This window comes from Paenibacillus sp. ov031, from assembly GCF_900143165.1.
Classification (GTDB): domain Bacteria; phylum Bacillota; class Bacilli; order Paenibacillales; family Paenibacillaceae; genus Paenibacillus; species Paenibacillus marchantiae.
This window is the reverse complement of record NZ_FRDO01000004.1, coordinates 349,569-365,838: the sequence shown is the minus strand read 5'-3', so window position 1 is coordinate 365,838 and position 16,270 is coordinate 349,569. Positions and strand designations below refer to the sequence as shown.

The following is a 16,270-nucleotide window of genomic DNA, read 5'->3' as shown; positions in this document are numbered from 1 at the left end:
ATACTCCTATGCAAAAAAGAAGATTGAATCCGGTGGTGCTGTTCGCAGCAGCACCTCTGTTCATTGCAGTTACCATTCTTGCGTCCGTCATGTACGGAGCCAAGAGCATTGACGTTTCAACCATAATGGCAGCCATTTTCCATTTTGATACAGACAGCATCGATCACCAGATCATCGTGTCATCCCGGCTCCCGCGTGTTATTGGTGCTCTATTAATCGGGGCTTTTCTGGCGGTGTCAGGTGCGCTCATGCAGGGGATGACAAGAAACTATCTTGCATCCCCTTCCATTATGGGAGTATCCGATGGATCGGTAGTGGTCATCACCTTATGTATGGTATTTATGCCGAATACGTCATCTCTTGGTCTGATATTTTACTCTTTGGCGGGATCGGCACTTGGAGCAGGACTGGTATTTTTCATAGCCTGGTTACTGCCGGGGGGTATGTCGCCTGTTCGACTTGCCATTCTGGGCACGATTATTGGTACATTCCTCGGTGGTGTATCTCAGGCCGTGGCTACCTATTATCAGGTGTCTCAAACGATCAGTTTCTGGTATAACGCCAGATTGCATCAGATGGACCCGGGCATGATCAAGCTGATTATTCCATTTGCTGTGGTGGGACTGGCGTTAGCCATCATCCTCTCCAAGTCTATTACCATTCTGTCGATGGGCGATGATGTGGCAACAAGCCTGGGGCAGCGTACCGGATGGGTTAAGGCTTTATCGATACTGAGTGTAGTTATCCTGACTGGAATATCTGTGGCTTTGGCGGGCAAAATCGCTTTTGTCGGTTTGTTGGTTCCGCATATTACCCGATTTCTCTTCGGGGTGGATTACCGCTGGATTATTCCGTGCTCCGCTCTGCTGGGCGGATTCTTTTTGGCCTGGTGTGACATCTTGAGTCGTTTCATTAACTCTCCGTTTGAAACACCAATTGGAGTCGTCACCGCATTATTTGGCGTTCCCTTCTTCCTTTATCTGATCAAAACTAAAGGAGGGGGAAAACATGCCTGAACCGCAGCGGGGAAGATTATGGGCCGTCATTTTCATAAGTTCAATAATCATTGCAGCAGCCGTTTATATCAGTTTGACTAACGGTGCGTTTGACATATCGGTGATGGATGTGGTCAAAACGTTATTACGGCTGGACCCTGTCCATGAGCATGATCTCGTTATTTTTGATTTCAGGCTGCCGCGAATTGTCATTGCATTACTGCTTGGCCTGGGACTCGGGATTGCCGGAGCTGTAATTCAGGGTATTGCGCGCAATCCGCTTGCTGACCCCGGCATGCTTGGTATTAACGCAGGTGCTGGAACAGCAATGGTGCTCTTTATGCTTCTGTTTCATGGGTCCATAACAGGTACAGGATGGTTGTCCATTATGGCGATGCCACTGTTTGGCCTGGTGGGTGGATTAACGGCAGTTATTCTCATCTTGTGGTTTGCACAGGAGCGTGGTCAGTTGGATTCCCAAAGGCTTATTCTGGTCGGGATTGCCATCGGTTCAGGTTTTAGTGCAATTACGCTTTATCTTTCCCTAAAGATGAACCCGTCCGATTTTGAGATGGCTACCGTCTGGCTGACAGGCAGCATTTATAATGCCAATTGGCGATACATATCGGCGATGATTCCATGGCTGGTTCTGCTGATTCCTTTGCTTTGGGCTAAATCCCGTGTGCTGGATGTCATGCAGCTGCAGGAGGCCAGCAGCATGGGACTCGGCGTGGATGTTCATCGGGAGAGAAAAATATTGTTGCTGGGCAGTGTTGGGCTCGTCAGTGCCTGTGTTGCCGTATCCGGGAGTATCGGATTTGTTGGGTTAATCGCTCCTCATATTGCACGGCGGCTGGTGGGGCTTCACCATAAACGGGTCATTCCGATATCCGGGTTGGTCGGCATGGCGATGGTTGTTGTAGGGGATTTGATTGGCAAAACGGTGTTTGCCCCGGCAGAACTGCCTGTGGGCATCGTCATCTCCATTATTGGCGTTCCTTATTTCATCTTTTTACTGCTCAAAAACCGGATGTAACAAGCCAGATTTGAAACAAGAGGGAAGGGTTCCATACATGAGTAAATGGGTACAGGAGTCGGTTAATGGCTGGACGCTCCATCTGCTGCTTCCGCCATCTTACACAGAGGGAGATCGTCATTACCCGGTCGTTTATATTCAGGATGGAGGTGCGGTAGCCAAAGCCTGTAGCAATCTGCTGGATCATTCTTTTCGCTCCGGAAAACTGCCTGAATTGATTTTGGTTGGTATTGAACCTCACAATCGCAACGATGACTACACGCCATGGCCTGTACCAGCGCTACATGCATCCTTTTCGGCCTTTGGCGGTCAGGGAATCATATATCTGAAGGCGATCACTGAGCAGCTGAAACCGTATGTGGACTCGTCTTACCGTACTCTTACAGATTCAGAGAATACAGGTATACTTGGCTGTTCGCTCGGTGGGCTGATCTCTCTGTTTGCGGCGATGGAATTTCCTCATATCTTTGGAAAGGTTGGGGCGTTATCAGCCTCAATGTGGTATGAAGGTTTCCTCGATTATATGAGTGACTATTCCTGGGCTGAACGCTGCGGGTTGAAGTTGTATATGTACGTTGGGAGTCTGGAAGGTGTGTACAAGGCTAATGCCCAAGCACAAATGCTGGAAAATACACGTTCTGCATGTCGCATGATTTTGGCCCAGGGCTATCCTGCCGAGCGGCTGAATTATGTGGAGGAAGAGGGCGGGACGCATGATCTTTTATTTTTTGCCAAGCATCTGCCTGAAGCATTAACCTGGTTGTTTCAGTGAGCATAGGGCTTAGTAAGCGCTCATTCTGTTTGGATATCGTCACACCTCAGCTTGTCCTTCCGAATTCGCCCATGCTATATTGGGGAGATGTGAGGAGATGAGGATATGAAGCTGGTGTCCTGGAATGTGAATGGATTGCGGGCATGTGTTACCAAAGGATTCATGGATTATTATAACGAGAGTCAAGCCGATATTTTCTGTGTGCAGGAGACCAAGCTGCAGGCAGGACAGATCGAAATGGATCTGGGTGAAGACGTATATCAATACTGGAATTATGCTATCAAAAAAGGATACTCCGGCACAGCCGTATTTACCCGGATCAAGCCGCTATCTGTCTGGTACGGGATAGAGGAAGACAGTGAACCGGAAGGCCGAATGATTACGCTGGAGTTTGATCATTTTTATCTAATCAACGTATATACCCCCAATGCGAAGCGGGATCTGACCAGACTTCCTTACCGTTTGGAATGGGAGGATCGGTTCAGAGGGTACGTGCTGCAATTGGAGCAGACCAAGCCGGTTATCGTATGTGGTGACCTGAATGTAGCCCATCAGGAGATCGACCTGAAGAATCCGAAGCCGAATCTGGGCAACTCGGGATTCACGCTGGAAGAGCGAGGCAAGATGACCGACCTGCTGGCTGCCGGATATGTGGATAGCTTCCGTCATCTGTACCCGGATCGCACGGATGTGTACAGCTGGTGGTCGTACATGCCCAAGGTAAGAGAACGTAATGTTGGATGGCGGATCGATTATTTCCTTGTCTCCAATCAGGTGGCTCCGAAGGTGTCGGATGCACATATTGATTGCCATGTCATGGGCAGTGATCATTGCCCGGTGGGTCTCACGTTGCAATTGTAGATTGCAGAGGGTGTATGTACCTTTTACAAAATGATTATCATCATAACCGCAGGTTTCCGTTATCGGGAATTTGCGGTTATTTTACGTTGTCTATATGAGTATCTTCTCTTTGGTGCAGGTCTCAATGGTATTTTTCATCCTGCGGGTAGGGGGTGGAACTAGACTTAGGTTGGGGAAAGAACTGGACCCGGGATCGTTCCGTTTCCACCCGTACTTGGGTAAGATTGAAGAATACATATAGAAGATGATTCGGGTAAGGGGTAGAGAACGATGAAGAAGGGGTTACGGAGAGGTTTGAAGGGGCTGGGTGGCCTGATGCTGGCAACAGGACTTCTGCTGCTGGTAGGTACCGCGTACGAGGCGTATCAGTCGACACAGGACATGAAATCTTATACTGCACCAGGCAAGATGTATGAGGTGAGCGGACGTAACATGCATCTCTATACAACGGGAAGAGGAAATGCGACAGTTGTTCTCGCTTCAGGCTGGGGTACGCCCAATCCGTATGTTGATTTCAGCCCGCTATATAACAAGTTGAAATCCCAGGTGAAAATTGCGGTGTATGATCGGTTCGGTTACGGGTATAGCGATTATACGGATCGGCCACGTGATATCGATACCATTACAGAGGAAATCCATCAATTGCTGCGAGTATCCGGCCAACGTCCGCCATATATCATGGTAGGTCATTCTCTAGGATCGCTGGAGACCTTGCGATTCGCACAAATGTATCCCGATGAGGTAGCTGGCATGGTCATGATTGATGGAGGAAGTCCCGAATATTACAGCACTGTGGCTATGGAGCAATCGGATTGGTATTTCGATTCAGCCCGTCTTCTGGTGAAAACAGGAATTGTGCGGACATTGCTGCATTCGGATCGGTTAACCGAATCTTTGGTCGTTAACCCGGATCTCGTTACGGAGTCAATGAGAAAGGCAGCCACCATATCCACACTCAAGCATGCTTACAATGACAACGTGATTGGAGAGATGCGCAATTCCAAGAAGAACGCTGCCCATATCCTGGAGCATAAAAAGGAATTCTCCTTCCCGCTAACCATTCTGACGGCCGGTTCAGAGAAACCGAGCGAAGGCAGCCGGGCATGGCAGGCAGATCAAGCCGATTTTGCTTCATGGTCCAGTCAAGGAACACAGGTCACTGTGGCACACGCCAAACACGATATTCATAACAGTCAGCCGGATATTGTCGCCAATGAAATTTTGGAGTTGGTGAGGCGGTCCGGTGAACTATGAAGAACATAATCCAGCCAAAATATAGCAAACAAGATGAGGAGGTAGGATGGATGAAAAAGATCAGTACCGCTTCAAGATTCCTTTCCTTACTCCTGGCAAGTTGTCTGTTGTCTCTAACGGTATTGTCCGTTTCCGTCTTGTTTGCTACTTCTTCCGTGGATGTCATACCTTTTATCCATTCGGTTGGACGTGATTAGAATAAAAGGAATATATCAGGCCTTGCTGCTCTGCATGCAAGGTATTTTTATTTTCAAACTGGAAACCTGACAATTTACATGTTATGTTATATCATTATACTAGATAAAGTAGGCAACTATAGATGAAGACAGGAGAGGATTGAACATGGTCAAAGTTGGTATCGTAGGTTACGGAAATCTGGGCAAAGGTGTAGAGAAAGCTATTACTCAAAACCCGGATATGGAGCTTGTTGCTGTATTTACACGTCGTAACCCGGAGCAGATGGTTGCAGAAGGTACGGAGGTTCGTTTCGAGCACATCTCTGCTGCTGAGCAATACATAGGCAAAATTGATGTGATGATTCTGTGTGGAGGTTCGGCAACTGATCTTCCGGAGCAGACACCTGCAATTGCAAAATTGTTCAATACGGTGGATAGCTTCGATACACATGCCAAAATCCCTGAATTCTATAAAGAAGTTAACGCCGCGGCAGAGCAAGGTGGCCACGTGAGCGTCATTTCCACAGGTTGGGACCCAGGCTTGTTCTCAATGAACCGACTGCTTGCTCAATCGATCCTGCCAGAAGGTAAAGAGTACACGTTCTGGGGTAAAGGAGTAAGCCAAGGTCACTCCGATGCCATCCGTCGTGTTTCTGGCGTTAAGGCTGGTGTGCAATACACTGTACCTGTTGAAGAAGTAATCAACAGCATTCGTGCTGGGGAGACCCCAGAATTGACCACACGTGAGAAGCATCTGCGTCAATGCTATGTAGTTGCAGAAGCTGGTGCAAATCAGGACGAGATTCGTGAAACGATTGTATCTATGCCTAACTATTTCTCGGATTACGATACAACGGTAACGTTTATTACTGAAGAGCAATTGAAGGCTGAGCATGAAGGCATGCCGCACGGTGGATTTGTCATTCGCAGTGGAGTTACAGGTGCAGGCCAGAAACAAATTATTGAGTTTGGTCTGAAGCTCGACAGCAATCCTGAATTTACCGCAAGTGTGCTGGTGGCTTATGCAAGAGCCGCACAACGTTTGAGTCTGGAAGGACACAAAGGGGCTAAGACAGTATTTGATATCCCACTCGGTCACCTGTCTCCTAAATCGGCTGAGGACCTTCGCCGCGACTTGCTGTAGTCCGTTAATTCATTACCGCAGTTGTAAGACCTGATTAATTCATATCTAAAATGTAATACAACACAAACAGCTCGTCCTTCTAAACAGAGGGACGAGCTGTTTGTGTTGTACATACGAATCAGTGCATATTCATGGTTTATTCATATTCATTCATAATTCATACTTCATCTTGGGGTAGTCTTCCCTACAGCCAGTGTGAGGGAATGTTTAAATGATCCGGCAACTTGGTATCTGCACTGCCTTTTGCCGAGTTGAGTTGGGATTGCGTCAGAAAGATGCTGCCTCTCAGATCCGCTCCACCCAGATTTGCATCCCGCAAGTCAGCCCCAATTAGATCGGTTTTTCTCATATCTGCGTTTCGTAGGTCAGCCGCTATCATTAATGCACCTCTGAAGCTTGCTCCCCGAAGGTCAGCTCCTTTTAGATTGGCACCCAGAAAGTCTCTTCCAATACGCTTTTTGGTCTTCGATTTGGAAGGATCCTTACCCGAAGCTGGGACCTTTGCCCGCACCATCTCGCTGGCCTGTACAAGCAGTTCGTTCACCACCGCCCGATGTGCGGGAATATCGAGACGTAATATGGCAGATGGCTCCAGATCGGTCAGTCGTTCCGTTTCCCCATATACGTCCTTCAACGCGGCATGGATGGATGATGTTTCCGGCAGCATTAGCATTTCATTGATGTAGCTCATCATCTCATGAAGCTGCTTCATGACAGGCAAGCAATCGAACATTTCAGCAGCTGATTCCGGATGATTACGCCAATCCTTGCCCGCATATGTAATTTGTGATAGTTTCTGACCAGCTCCGAAACAGTCGTAGACTGTGCAGCCCTTGAACCCTTTCTGTCGCAGCTGTGTATGGATGCCACAGCGGTTATCGGTACGAAGATTGGAACAGGGGGTACCGCTGGATTTATCAAAAGCAAAGTCTGAGGACTTGCCATACGGCAAGGCGACACAGCATAGTCCAAAACATTGCTCACAGTCTGCGCTTAAATGCAGAGTAGCCTGATTGCTACTGAATGCTTGGTTAGTCATTTGTACACTTCCTTTTATTAAAAAAAATGCTATTTTAAGGTCAGTACAACTTTACCATTACACTGGATTTCGATCAATTCGAATATGGATCATATGGCGATCCTGATACCGGATTAAACTCCATAAATGACAGGTAGGAATGTAAAATAACCGCCTCCCGTGATGGAAGGCGGTTTATTTAGTTAGTTAGCAACTGTAACGCAATTAGAATTAGACGATACCTTGCGCAAGCATGGCGTCTGCAACCTTCAGGAAGCCAGCGATGTTCGCTCCCGCAAGCAGGTTACCTGCACAGCCGTACTCATCCGCTGCCTGAACACAGCTAGTGTAGATGTCAGACATAATGTCATGCAGCTTGGCGTCCACTTCTTCAAATGACCAGGACAACCGCATGCTGTTCTGCGACATTTCAAGTGCGGACACGGCAACTCCGCCAGCATTAGCCGCTTTGGCTGGTCCAAACAGAACGCCTTCTTTATGGAAAACGTCAATCGCAGCCAGAGTGGAAGGCATGTTTGCTCCTTCACCGATCGCTTTAACTCCGCCTTGCACGAGCAATGCAGCAGCCTGTTCGTCGATTTCATTTTGCGTTGCACAAGGCAGCGCGATATCACAAGGGATAGACCAGATGCCTTCACAGCCTTCGGTATACACGGCATGTGGATGCTCTTTGACATATTCGCTGATCCGCAGACGATCAACCTCTTTTAATCTTTTTACGGTATCCAGATTGATTCCTTGAGCGTCATAGATATAACCACCAGAGTCACTACACGCGACAACATTAGCTCCAAGCTCTTGAGCCTTCTGAATGGCATAGATGGATACATTACCCGAACCGGAGACAACCACGGTGCTGTCCTTGAAGCTCAGTCCTTTAGATGCCAACATTTCCTTCACAAAGTACACGCATCCGAATCCGGTAGCTTCCTTACGTGCAAGACTTCCTCCGTATAGGAGCCCTTTACCTGTAAGAACGCCAGCTTCGTGTCCACCGCTGATGCGTTTGTACTGTCCGAACATATAACCGATTTCCCGTGCACCTACACCGATGTCCCCGGCAGGTACGTCCGCATCGGAACCGATATATTTGTACAGCTCAGTCATGAAGCTTTGAGTGAAACGCATGACTTCCAGATCTGATTTTCCTTTTGGATCGAAGTCGGAACCACCTTTACCACCGCCGATTGGCAGGCCAGTCAGGGCATTCTTGAAAATTTGTTCGAATCCAAGGAATTTAACGATTCCCGAGTAAACGGAAGGATGGAAACGAAGTCCACCTTTATAAGGACCAATTGCGCTGTTGAACTGAACACGGAATCCCCGGTTTACTTGTACCTTGCCTTGATCATCTACCCAAGGCACGCGGAACGTAATGACACGTTCTGGCTCAACAAGCTGTTCAAGCAAGCCATTCTCCCGATATTTCGGGTGAGCTGCAATGACAGGAATAAGCGAGTCCAGGATCTCTTTGACAGCCTGATGGAATTCACTTTCCTGTGGATTTCTGGCGATAACCGATTCGTAAACGGAATGAACATACTCTGCGGCAGTTACTTGAGTTGAATCCTTAGTTATAGTCGACACTTTTTCAATGCACTCCTTTATTGTGTTAAAGTCTTGGGATGGCTATTTGTATAAATTGCATAAAAGTTTGTAGTTAAATATACAGGAAACAAAATAAAAATACGAGATGAAAACCCATAAAATGTTTTTTATGACGTTATTAAAATCTTCTATGGATCTGTCATATGATGTAAAGGTTAAGTTTGGAAGCTGAATTGACGCCCCTTTTATCGTTATACAAGGCAAAGTTAACGGAATAGCTGGATTAAAAAATTAGTTTTGGTAAGATGGTAGTAAGACCGCGGTATCCGTGGTTTTTTTATCTATATGAAGGAGGAGAACAACATGATGAAGAAAAACATGCGAATCAACATGGAGAACAGGGCTTGTATAGGAGGTGAGATTTATTATGAACCATAGGACCTCCTTTCAAAATTGCAGAGAAATGCTGGTGAACCAGCTCATTATATTCGGTGAAGAGAAAAGAACATTTCTCGACGCCTATTTTGACGTGCGTGATCCGGAACGCTCGCAGATGGAACGGCTGCTTGCGAACTATACAACGTGTGTGGAGAAGCTGCTCCTTGGTTCGGATGAAGCTCTGGACTCGGTGGTACTTATCGGTAGTTTGATCCGTTTTGATTACGTTGACTTTCATACATCTGATTCATTCACCATTGTTATGCCGGATGACGCGGACCCGGATGCGGGGCATATTTCCTTCCTCTCCCCTGTGGGGCGGCAATTATTGCTTGGGCTCGAGGGAGAAGTGAGGTCGATTAATATACCGGCTGGCTCCATGCGAGTACGCATTACGGATATTACGTTAAACAATGAGTCCTTGAATCGGATGTCCACTGGGGGTGCAGATCATGCACTTTAAAGAGACGGATTTGCCGGGAATTGGACGCAAATATTGGTTGCACACACGCAGCGGTGAGCATCTGGTCATCGTTATCCATAATGATGAGCGACGTGACCTGTTTCACATGGAATCAGGCGATTCGCCTGAAGAATTGGGAGATATGGTGTCACTGGTCACACTGGATGATGATGAGGCACGTGCGGTTGCGGCTATTGTCGGTGGCATGACGTACAAACCAACCTTTCAGGATGAGCGTGAAGTTATGCTGGAGGGACTGTTAATTGAGTGGCTCCGTATTGAGCCGCATTCAGAGAGCATAGGAAGATCGATCGGAGAACTGAATATTCGCCAGGCAACAGGAGCCGTTATTCTTGCTGTGGTGGAGAAGAACAGGATGAAACAGTTTAATCCAGGTCCTGACTATACCTTTACCGCGGGGGCAACGGTTGTTGTCGCTGGTGAACGGGATCAGATCAAACTGTTAAAACAGTTGTTATCCAATGGACGGCTCTAGCCTATGGATATGCTCATATTCGAAGTGGGAATTGCCGTTGCGCTGATTACACTTACGGGGCTAATATCTGCAAAATTACGATTTTCGGTCATTCCTTTCTATATTCTGATTGGTATGGCTGTTGGACCGCATGCACCACAGATCGGCATTGTGGATTTGCGTTTTATCGAAAGCTCGGAATTTATTGAATTTATGGGCAGGCTGGGTATTCTGTTTCTGCTCTTTTATCTGGGATTGGAATTTTCGGTCTCCCGCCTGATGAAGTCGGGCAAAGCCATTCTGACCGGAGGTATGTTCTACGTTGGACTAAATTTTGCTTCCGGTCTGCTGCTGGGATGGTTCATGGAGCTGCCACTCAAAGAAACGTTGGTTGTCTGTGGTATTATGACGAGTTCTTCCACAGCTATTGTGGCTAAAGTACTCGTGGATCTGAAGCGCACGGCGAACCCTGAGACGGAGATTATTATGGGCATGATCATGTTTGATGATCTGTTTATCGCCATCCATATCTCGATTCTGACGGGGCTTGTACTTAGTGGGGCTACCTCATTCCTCAGCGTCTTGCTCGTATCCCTGTCTGCGCTGCTCTTTATTGTGCTATTTCTGATCATAGGCAGGAAATGCATCAAGTATATTGATAAGGCACTCAACATCAAGTCATCGGAGTTGTTTCTACTTACCGTTATGACGCTGCTCTTTCTGGTGGCGGGTTTCTCGGAAACGCTGCATGTAGCCGAGGCGATTGGAGCTCTGATGATGGGGCTGGTTCTGGGGGAGTCCAGACATGCCAGCCGAATTGAGCATCAGATTATGCCGTTCAAAGATTTCTTTGGGGCGATCTTCTTTTTCAGCTTTGGCCTGACCATTGAACCTTCGACCCTTGGCGGAGCCGTTGGAATGACCGTGATTGCTGTTATTCTGACCATTGCCAGCAACTATGGTGCGGGCATGATCGCTGGCAGACTCTCCGGGATGTCTCCACGCGCTTCTCTTAATGTGGGATTCACGCTGGTGTCCCGTGGAGAGTTCTCTATCATTATGGCGAATATCGGCAAGGCAGGAGGCCTGATGGCATCCATTCAGTCTTTTGCCGTGTTATATGTGTTGATTCTGGCAGTGCTTGGCCCGATCCTGACGAAAGAATCACCTTGGATCTACAGTCAATACGCTCGCTTGAGGAAAAGAATGAGGGGGAAAGAGACGGGATGAATTGTGCATCTGTTTGCCACGTCTTTACAGCGTAGGTTAATACACAAATGCAAACACGCTTTGAATCTAATCCACTGCTAAACCGTACACGCCACACTACTTGGAGTATATTCTCTCCTTGGTGTGGCGTTTATTGTATCGGGGAATGTACCATCCCTTTATTGACAGATGTATGAAGGCTGTTATACAAAGAAGTATACTTATGGAAGTAGGCTTAATGTAAGGTCGTGCAATGCACGGCCTTTTTTGGCTATATAGGATCAGTCTCATTCAATCTGAATGAGACTGATCTATGACAAGAGGAGAATGAACAGCATGGATAATCTGCCTTCATATCATTCATCACATCATTATTGGAAACAGTATCAAGCCTTTTTCCCGGAAGAATTCAGGCTAGGGGACCATGCGAATCCTGAAGAGGAGTGGTGGGAATCGAACGGGGTTCATCTGCACATCGATCGTCTGCCCGCGCCCGATTCGCCGATCAAAATTCTGTTCATTCACGGAGCTGGAGGCAATGGCAGGTTGCTCGCGCCTTATGCTCGAATGTTGCAGCTCCGAGGCTATGAGGTAGTATCGCCAGATCTTCCACCGTATGGACTGAGCTATCCGTTGCCTGGGACACGTCTCAATTATGAACTATGGATCAAGCTGCTTGTTTCACTCGCTGATTGCGAATTTAGGAAAGACGGCAAGCCGATCGTGGCATTGGGAAGCAGCATCGGAGGTATGCTGGCTTATCACATGAGTGCACGCAGTGAGCACGTACAAGGCTTGATTGTAACGACATTTGTGGACACGAGTGATGCGGATATGCGTGACCAGCTTGCACCAAACCGTTTGGTGAGCCGATGGGGCAAACGTATGATGGATCGGTTTCCGGCTTTACTGGATCATATACGTATCTCTGTGAAGCAAGTATCGCGTATACAGCTGATTACCAATAATTCGGAGTTAACCCGACTTATTATGAATGATCCACAGGCGGCATCGACACGTGTCCCATTAGAACTGTTAAGAACATTCCTGAATAAGAAGCCGGAGGTAAATCCGGAACAGTTTGGCCAATGTCCCGTACTGCTGGTTCACCCCGAACTGGACCCGATGACACCACTACGGTTCAGCCAATCTTTTTTTGATCGATTAAAGGTGGAAAAGGAATGCGTAGTGTTGGAAGGAGCGGGCCACTTCCCTATAGAACAGCCAGGGCTGAATCAATTGGAAGAAGCCGTGTTACGATTTTTACATAAGATTGAAGCTCAACATTTATGAAAGTTGAATTCGAATGTTCTCTATATGAACCGCGACCCCGCCCACTTGAATCTTTGTAATTTCATTGGACATGCCCAGTGTTAATCTGGCTTGGATCTCCGAGGGACGGTTCATAGTATACCCTTGTCTAATCGTATAGATTGTATCGTGGGGATCTGAAAGTTGGTTGTATTTATGTAAATAACAGAGTAAAGCACCGTTAGAAGTACCAGTTGCGCTCTCTTCCGGGATATCGTAAAGGGGTGCAAAGTTCCGGCATTCTGCCAGAGTACTCTCTTTATCTGGTTCGACTGCAAACACGTGATAACCTACGACATGGTTAGCTTTGCTAATTTCAGCGATAAGCTGAAAATCAGGAATGATTTTTGACAGAACATCAACATGGTTAACCGTAATCAAGATATCGCGCAATCCGGTAGATACGATCTGTACAGGTAATTCAGCGTGTAAATCATGTGTGGAAATACCCAGAGAATCTGCAATGCCTTGTCGGTCAACGATATCTCCAAACTCCGGAAGCGCCTGAGACAGATAGACTTCACCATTGTTCTGGACAACTACTTCAAGTATTCCGGCTAACGTCTCCAGCGTGTATACACCTACATCAACGATATGCTGTGCTTTCATTAAATAAAATAAGGCAATCGTTGCATGTCCGCATAGATCAACTTCATCACTAGGGGTGAAGTAACGAACTTTGAAATCAGCCTGATCCGATGGCATAACAAACGCGGTCTCTGAGAATCCAACTTGTCTGGCAATCTCCTGCATCTGGGAGTCGGACAAGTGTCCTGCTTGTAAAACAACTCCTGCGGGGTTTCCGCCTAGAGGCTTATCCGAAAATGCATGTAACGTACTTACTTCAATTTCCACATCTCTACCTCGCTTGTTCAGTTATTTAAGTTCAACAGTTCTTCATTATATCACGGTTCCTAATCGGGATTGTGAACCCAAACCTGCTGCGAATTCATGAATATAGGTCAAGTGAACGTTCGGGAAGGGTAATGAAGAAGGAGAGCATAACGATAATGCTATGGAAAGGCTGGGATCTCTAATGAAAGCAATTGTGATTGAAAAGTTCGGTGGAGCGGAACAATTGAAGGAAAAGGAAATGCCGAAGCCGGCATGTGGAGTGAACCAGGTGCTAATCCGCATTCATGCTACTTCTGTAAACCCGGTGGATTTTAAAGTCAGACAAGGCCATATGAAAGAGGCAGCAGATTCTTTCCCACTAATATTGGGCGGGGATGTGGCCGGGACAGTGACTGAAGCGGGTTCCAATGTCACTAGGTTCAGAGCGGGCGATCGCGTATTTGCCCGTCCTCGTCATTTCGGGACCTATGCAGAATATGTGGCTGTGGATGCGGACATCATTGCCCGTATCCCGGAAAATCTAAGCTTCGAGGAAGCAGCTGCCATACCGCTAGCAGCCATGACGGCCTGGCAGGCACTTGTTGACCATGGACGGCTTGCCAAAGGGCAGAAGGTTCTCATTCACGCCGGAGCAGGTGGTGTAGGAACTTTTGCTATTCAGATTGCCAAATATCTTGGCGCTGAAGTGGCTTCCACGGCGAGTGAATCGAATGAGGAATTGCTTCGTTCGCTGGGAGTGGACCATTTTATCAATTATAAAAAAGAAGACTTCTCAGAGATTCTCTCCGGGTACGATGTCGTGCTGGACACGATGGGTGGCGATATTCAGCGTGATAGCTTCAAGGTATTGAAGGCCGGTGGACATCTGGTATCGCTTGTGGAACAAACGGATGAAACGCTGGCTAAGGAAGCTGGTGTAACGGCCAACGTGTTCATGATGGAACCCAAAGGGGATCAACTCGATCAGTTGGCTGAGCTCGCTGCTGAGGGCAAGCTGAGACCCATCATTAATGAGACATACCCCTTGAGTGAACAAGGACTGCGTGAAGCGCACGAAAAAAGCGAAACCCATCATACACGCGGGAAACTGGTCATTCGAGTAGAGTAGTTGAGGATTACCGCTGATTATTATCAAATTTAAAAACTTTACTGACGGAAGATGTCAGTGAAGTTTTTTTATAATAGGGGTATCCACTAGAAGGGAAAGTGCACTATGCATACAAAAAAAGCATATCTTTATGTATTTGATACGATGTCAGACTGGGAGGTAGGTTATTTAATTGCTGAATTAAACTCGGGAAGGTATTTTAAGAAAGGGCTGGCGGCGATAGAGGTGGTTGCTGTTGGCGTTGATAAAAGTCCGGTGACTACCATGGGGGGATTGGAAATATTACCTCGCATTTCAGTTGATGAGTGTATGTTGGAAAGTACGGATGTATTGATTCTTCCAGGCGGAAATACTTGGATGGAATCCATTCACGAGCCTATATTGAAAAAAGCTTCGACATTTTTGGAAAAAGGTCATGTTGTTGCGGCAATATGTGGTGCAACCGTTGGACTTGCGAGGGTGGGATTGCTAGACTCCAGAAGGCATACAAGCAACGATCTGGAATATTTGAAAATGATTTGTCCTCATTACATTGGAGAAAAATGCTATGAAATGGTACCGGCCGTAACGGATGGCAATTTAGTTACTGCATCGGGCATAGCTCCTTTGGAATTTGCGATGCATGTATTGAAGGTGCTCGATGTATTTACACCGGAGACTTTAGATTCGTGGTTCAATCTATATCAGACTCATGAACCAAAATACTTCTTCGAGTTAATGAATTCTATCAAATAGCTGACATTTCAATATTTTCGCATGGAGTGGAATAAGATATAATAGTAACAATTTATTCCATTCTATGTATGAGGTGATTCGGATGTCCAATGAGCTCATTCAAGCGATTCAATTATTAAAAGAAAAGAAGTGGGTGGATCTGACCCATACGTTTGGACCGGAATCTCCACATTTCTCAGCTTTTGATGCGGCAAAATTCGATACGTTGTTTAATCACGACCAAGGTTTCTTTGCCCAAAGTTTCAGGTTTCCCGGTCAATATGGTACGCATCTCGATGCACCGATCCATTTTGTGCGTGATACCCGTTATCTCGATGAATTGGGGTTGAAGGAACTTGTGCTACCGCTGGTGGTCATTGATCAATCTGTGGCTGTAGAGAGCAATCCGGATTTCACGCTGGATGTCGAGCATATTCTTGAGTTTGAAAAAGAGCATGGCGTTATTGAAGCTGGCAGCTTTGTAGCACTGCGTACCGATTGGAGCAAACGCTGGCCCAGTCATGAAGCATTCGACAACAAAGATGCTGAGGGACACAGTCATGCACCCGGATGGTCAGTCAGTGCGCTAATGTTTTTATTCGAGGAAAGAAAAATACAGGCGATCGGCCATGAGACCTTCGACACTGATTCAGCTGTAGACTATCAAAAGAACGGGGCACTTCTGGCAGAATATTATGTACTTGCCCAGGATACATATCAGGTAGAGCTGTTAACGAATCTGGATCAGGTACCAGCCAAAGGTGCCGTGATCTTCAATATCGTACCCAAGGCCGAAAAGGCGTCCGGCTTTCCAGTGCGCTCGTTTGCCATTTTACCGTAAAACAAAGTTGAACATAGGTATAATGCAAAGG

General features: G+C 46.9%; 17 protein-coding genes. 14 read left to right on the top strand and 3 right to left on the bottom strand.

Features of this window, described 5'->3' with window-relative positions:
- Window positions 1-8: 8 nt before the first annotated feature.
- From BUA17_RS19165 to BUA17_RS19140, 7 genes are all read left to right on the top strand, one after another.
- Window positions 9-1,016: a FecCD family ABC transporter permease gene (locus tag BUA17_RS19165; RefSeq protein ID WP_063565358.1), complete on the top strand. Its 1,008-nt coding sequence runs from the start codon at window positions 9-11 to the stop codon at window positions 1,014-1,016.
- Complete coding sequence (locus BUA17_RS19160) at window positions 1,009-2,031, top strand: FecCD family ABC transporter permease (RefSeq protein WP_063565359.1); 1,023 nt, start codon at window positions 1,009-1,011, stop codon at window positions 2,029-2,031. The genes BUA17_RS19165 and BUA17_RS19160 overlap by 8 nt, the downstream gene beginning before the upstream one ends.
- Window positions 2,032-2,068: 37 nt before the next feature.
- On the top strand, window positions 2,069-2,803 hold the full coding sequence (locus tag BUA17_RS19155) for an alpha/beta hydrolase (RefSeq protein ID WP_072734623.1): 735 nt from the start codon (window positions 2,069-2,071) through the stop codon (window positions 2,801-2,803).
- Between the two features lie 105 nt (window positions 2,804-2,908).
- Entirely contained in the window at window positions 2,909-3,664 is a 756-nt protein-coding gene (locus BUA17_RS19150; protein WP_072734622.1) for an exodeoxyribonuclease III, read from the top strand.
- Window positions 3,665-3,934: 270 nt separating this feature from the next.
- Complete coding sequence (locus BUA17_RS19145; protein WP_063565362.1) at window positions 3,935-4,918, top strand: alpha/beta fold hydrolase; 984 nt, start codon at window positions 3,935-3,937, stop codon at window positions 4,916-4,918.
- Between the two features lie 50 nt (window positions 4,919-4,968).
- Window positions 4,969-5,115: a hypothetical protein gene (locus BUA17_RS31270; RefSeq protein WP_170867886.1), complete on the top strand. Its 147-nt coding sequence runs from the start codon at window positions 4,969-4,971 to the stop codon at window positions 5,113-5,115.
- A 139-nt stretch (window positions 5,116-5,254) separates the two neighbouring features.
- Window positions 5,255-6,238 carry a diaminopimelate dehydrogenase gene (locus BUA17_RS19140; protein ID WP_072734621.1) on the top strand — a complete coding sequence of 328 codons (984 nt, stop codon included), beginning with the start codon at window positions 5,255-5,257 and terminating at the stop codon, window positions 6,236-6,238.
- 184 nt (window positions 6,239-6,422) lie between these two features.
- Here BUA17_RS19140 and BUA17_RS19135 read toward each other — a convergent pair whose 3' ends face one another.
- Window positions 6,423-7,277 (bottom strand): pentapeptide repeat-containing protein, encoded by an 855-nt coding sequence (locus BUA17_RS19135; RefSeq protein ID WP_063565365.1) that lies wholly within the window; start codon window positions 7,275-7,277, stop codon window positions 6,423-6,425.
- A gap of 210 nt (window positions 7,278-7,487) precedes the next feature.
- Window positions 7,488-8,864 carry an NADP-specific glutamate dehydrogenase gene (gene gdhA, locus BUA17_RS19130; RefSeq protein ID WP_072734620.1) on the bottom strand — a complete coding sequence of 459 codons (1,377 nt, stop codon included), beginning with the start codon at window positions 8,862-8,864 and terminating at the stop codon, window positions 7,488-7,490.
- A 388-nt stretch (window positions 8,865-9,252) separates the two neighbouring features.
- Here gdhA and BUA17_RS19125 point away from each other — a divergent pair, with 388 nt between their 5' ends.
- The 4 genes from BUA17_RS19125 to BUA17_RS19110 all read left to right on the top strand — a co-directional run bounded on the left by BUA17_RS19125 (window position 9,253) and on the right by BUA17_RS19110 (window position 12,703).
- Window positions 9,253-9,726, top strand: coding sequence for a GreA/GreB family elongation factor (locus tag BUA17_RS19125; RefSeq protein WP_072734619.1), 474 nt, complete (start codon window positions 9,253-9,255; stop codon window positions 9,724-9,726).
- Entirely contained in the window at window positions 9,716-10,222 is a 507-nt protein-coding gene (locus BUA17_RS19120) for a cation:proton antiporter regulatory subunit (protein ID WP_063565368.1), read from the top strand. Before BUA17_RS19125 ends, BUA17_RS19120 begins: the two co-directional genes overlap by 11 nt.
- A 3-nt stretch (window positions 10,223-10,225) precedes the next feature.
- A complete protein-coding gene (locus tag BUA17_RS19115; RefSeq protein WP_063565369.1) occupies window positions 10,226-11,431 on the top strand; it encodes a cation:proton antiporter in 1,206 nt (401 codons plus the stop codon).
- A gap of 315 nt (window positions 11,432-11,746) precedes the next feature.
- A complete protein-coding gene (locus BUA17_RS19110; RefSeq protein WP_083584771.1) occupies window positions 11,747-12,703 on the top strand; it encodes an alpha/beta hydrolase in 957 nt (318 codons plus the stop codon).
- On the opposite strand, the gene BUA17_RS19105 is transcribed toward BUA17_RS19110, so the two are convergent.
- Window positions 12,698-13,576 carry a PhzF family phenazine biosynthesis protein gene (locus BUA17_RS19105; protein ID WP_072734618.1) on the bottom strand — a complete coding sequence of 293 codons (879 nt, stop codon included), beginning with the start codon at window positions 13,574-13,576 and terminating at the stop codon, window positions 12,698-12,700. The genes BUA17_RS19110 and BUA17_RS19105 overlap by 6 nt on opposite strands.
- A gap of 181 nt (window positions 13,577-13,757) precedes the next feature.
- On the opposite strand from BUA17_RS19105, the gene BUA17_RS19100 reads away from it, so the two are divergent.
- From BUA17_RS19100 to BUA17_RS19090, 3 genes are all read left to right on the top strand, one after another.
- Window positions 13,758-14,684 (top strand): NADP-dependent oxidoreductase, encoded by a 927-nt coding sequence (locus BUA17_RS19100; RefSeq protein WP_072734797.1) that lies wholly within the window; start codon window positions 13,758-13,760, stop codon window positions 14,682-14,684.
- Window positions 14,685-14,789: 105 nt separating this feature from the next.
- Window positions 14,790-15,419: a type 1 glutamine amidotransferase family protein gene (locus BUA17_RS19095; RefSeq protein ID WP_063565372.1), complete on the top strand. Its 630-nt coding sequence runs from the start codon at window positions 14,790-14,792 to the stop codon at window positions 15,417-15,419.
- 82 nt (window positions 15,420-15,501) lie between these two features.
- A complete protein-coding gene (locus BUA17_RS19090) occupies window positions 15,502-16,239 on the top strand; it encodes a cyclase family protein (RefSeq protein WP_063565373.1) in 738 nt (245 codons plus the stop codon).
- Window positions 16,240-16,270 lie beyond the last annotated feature (31 nt).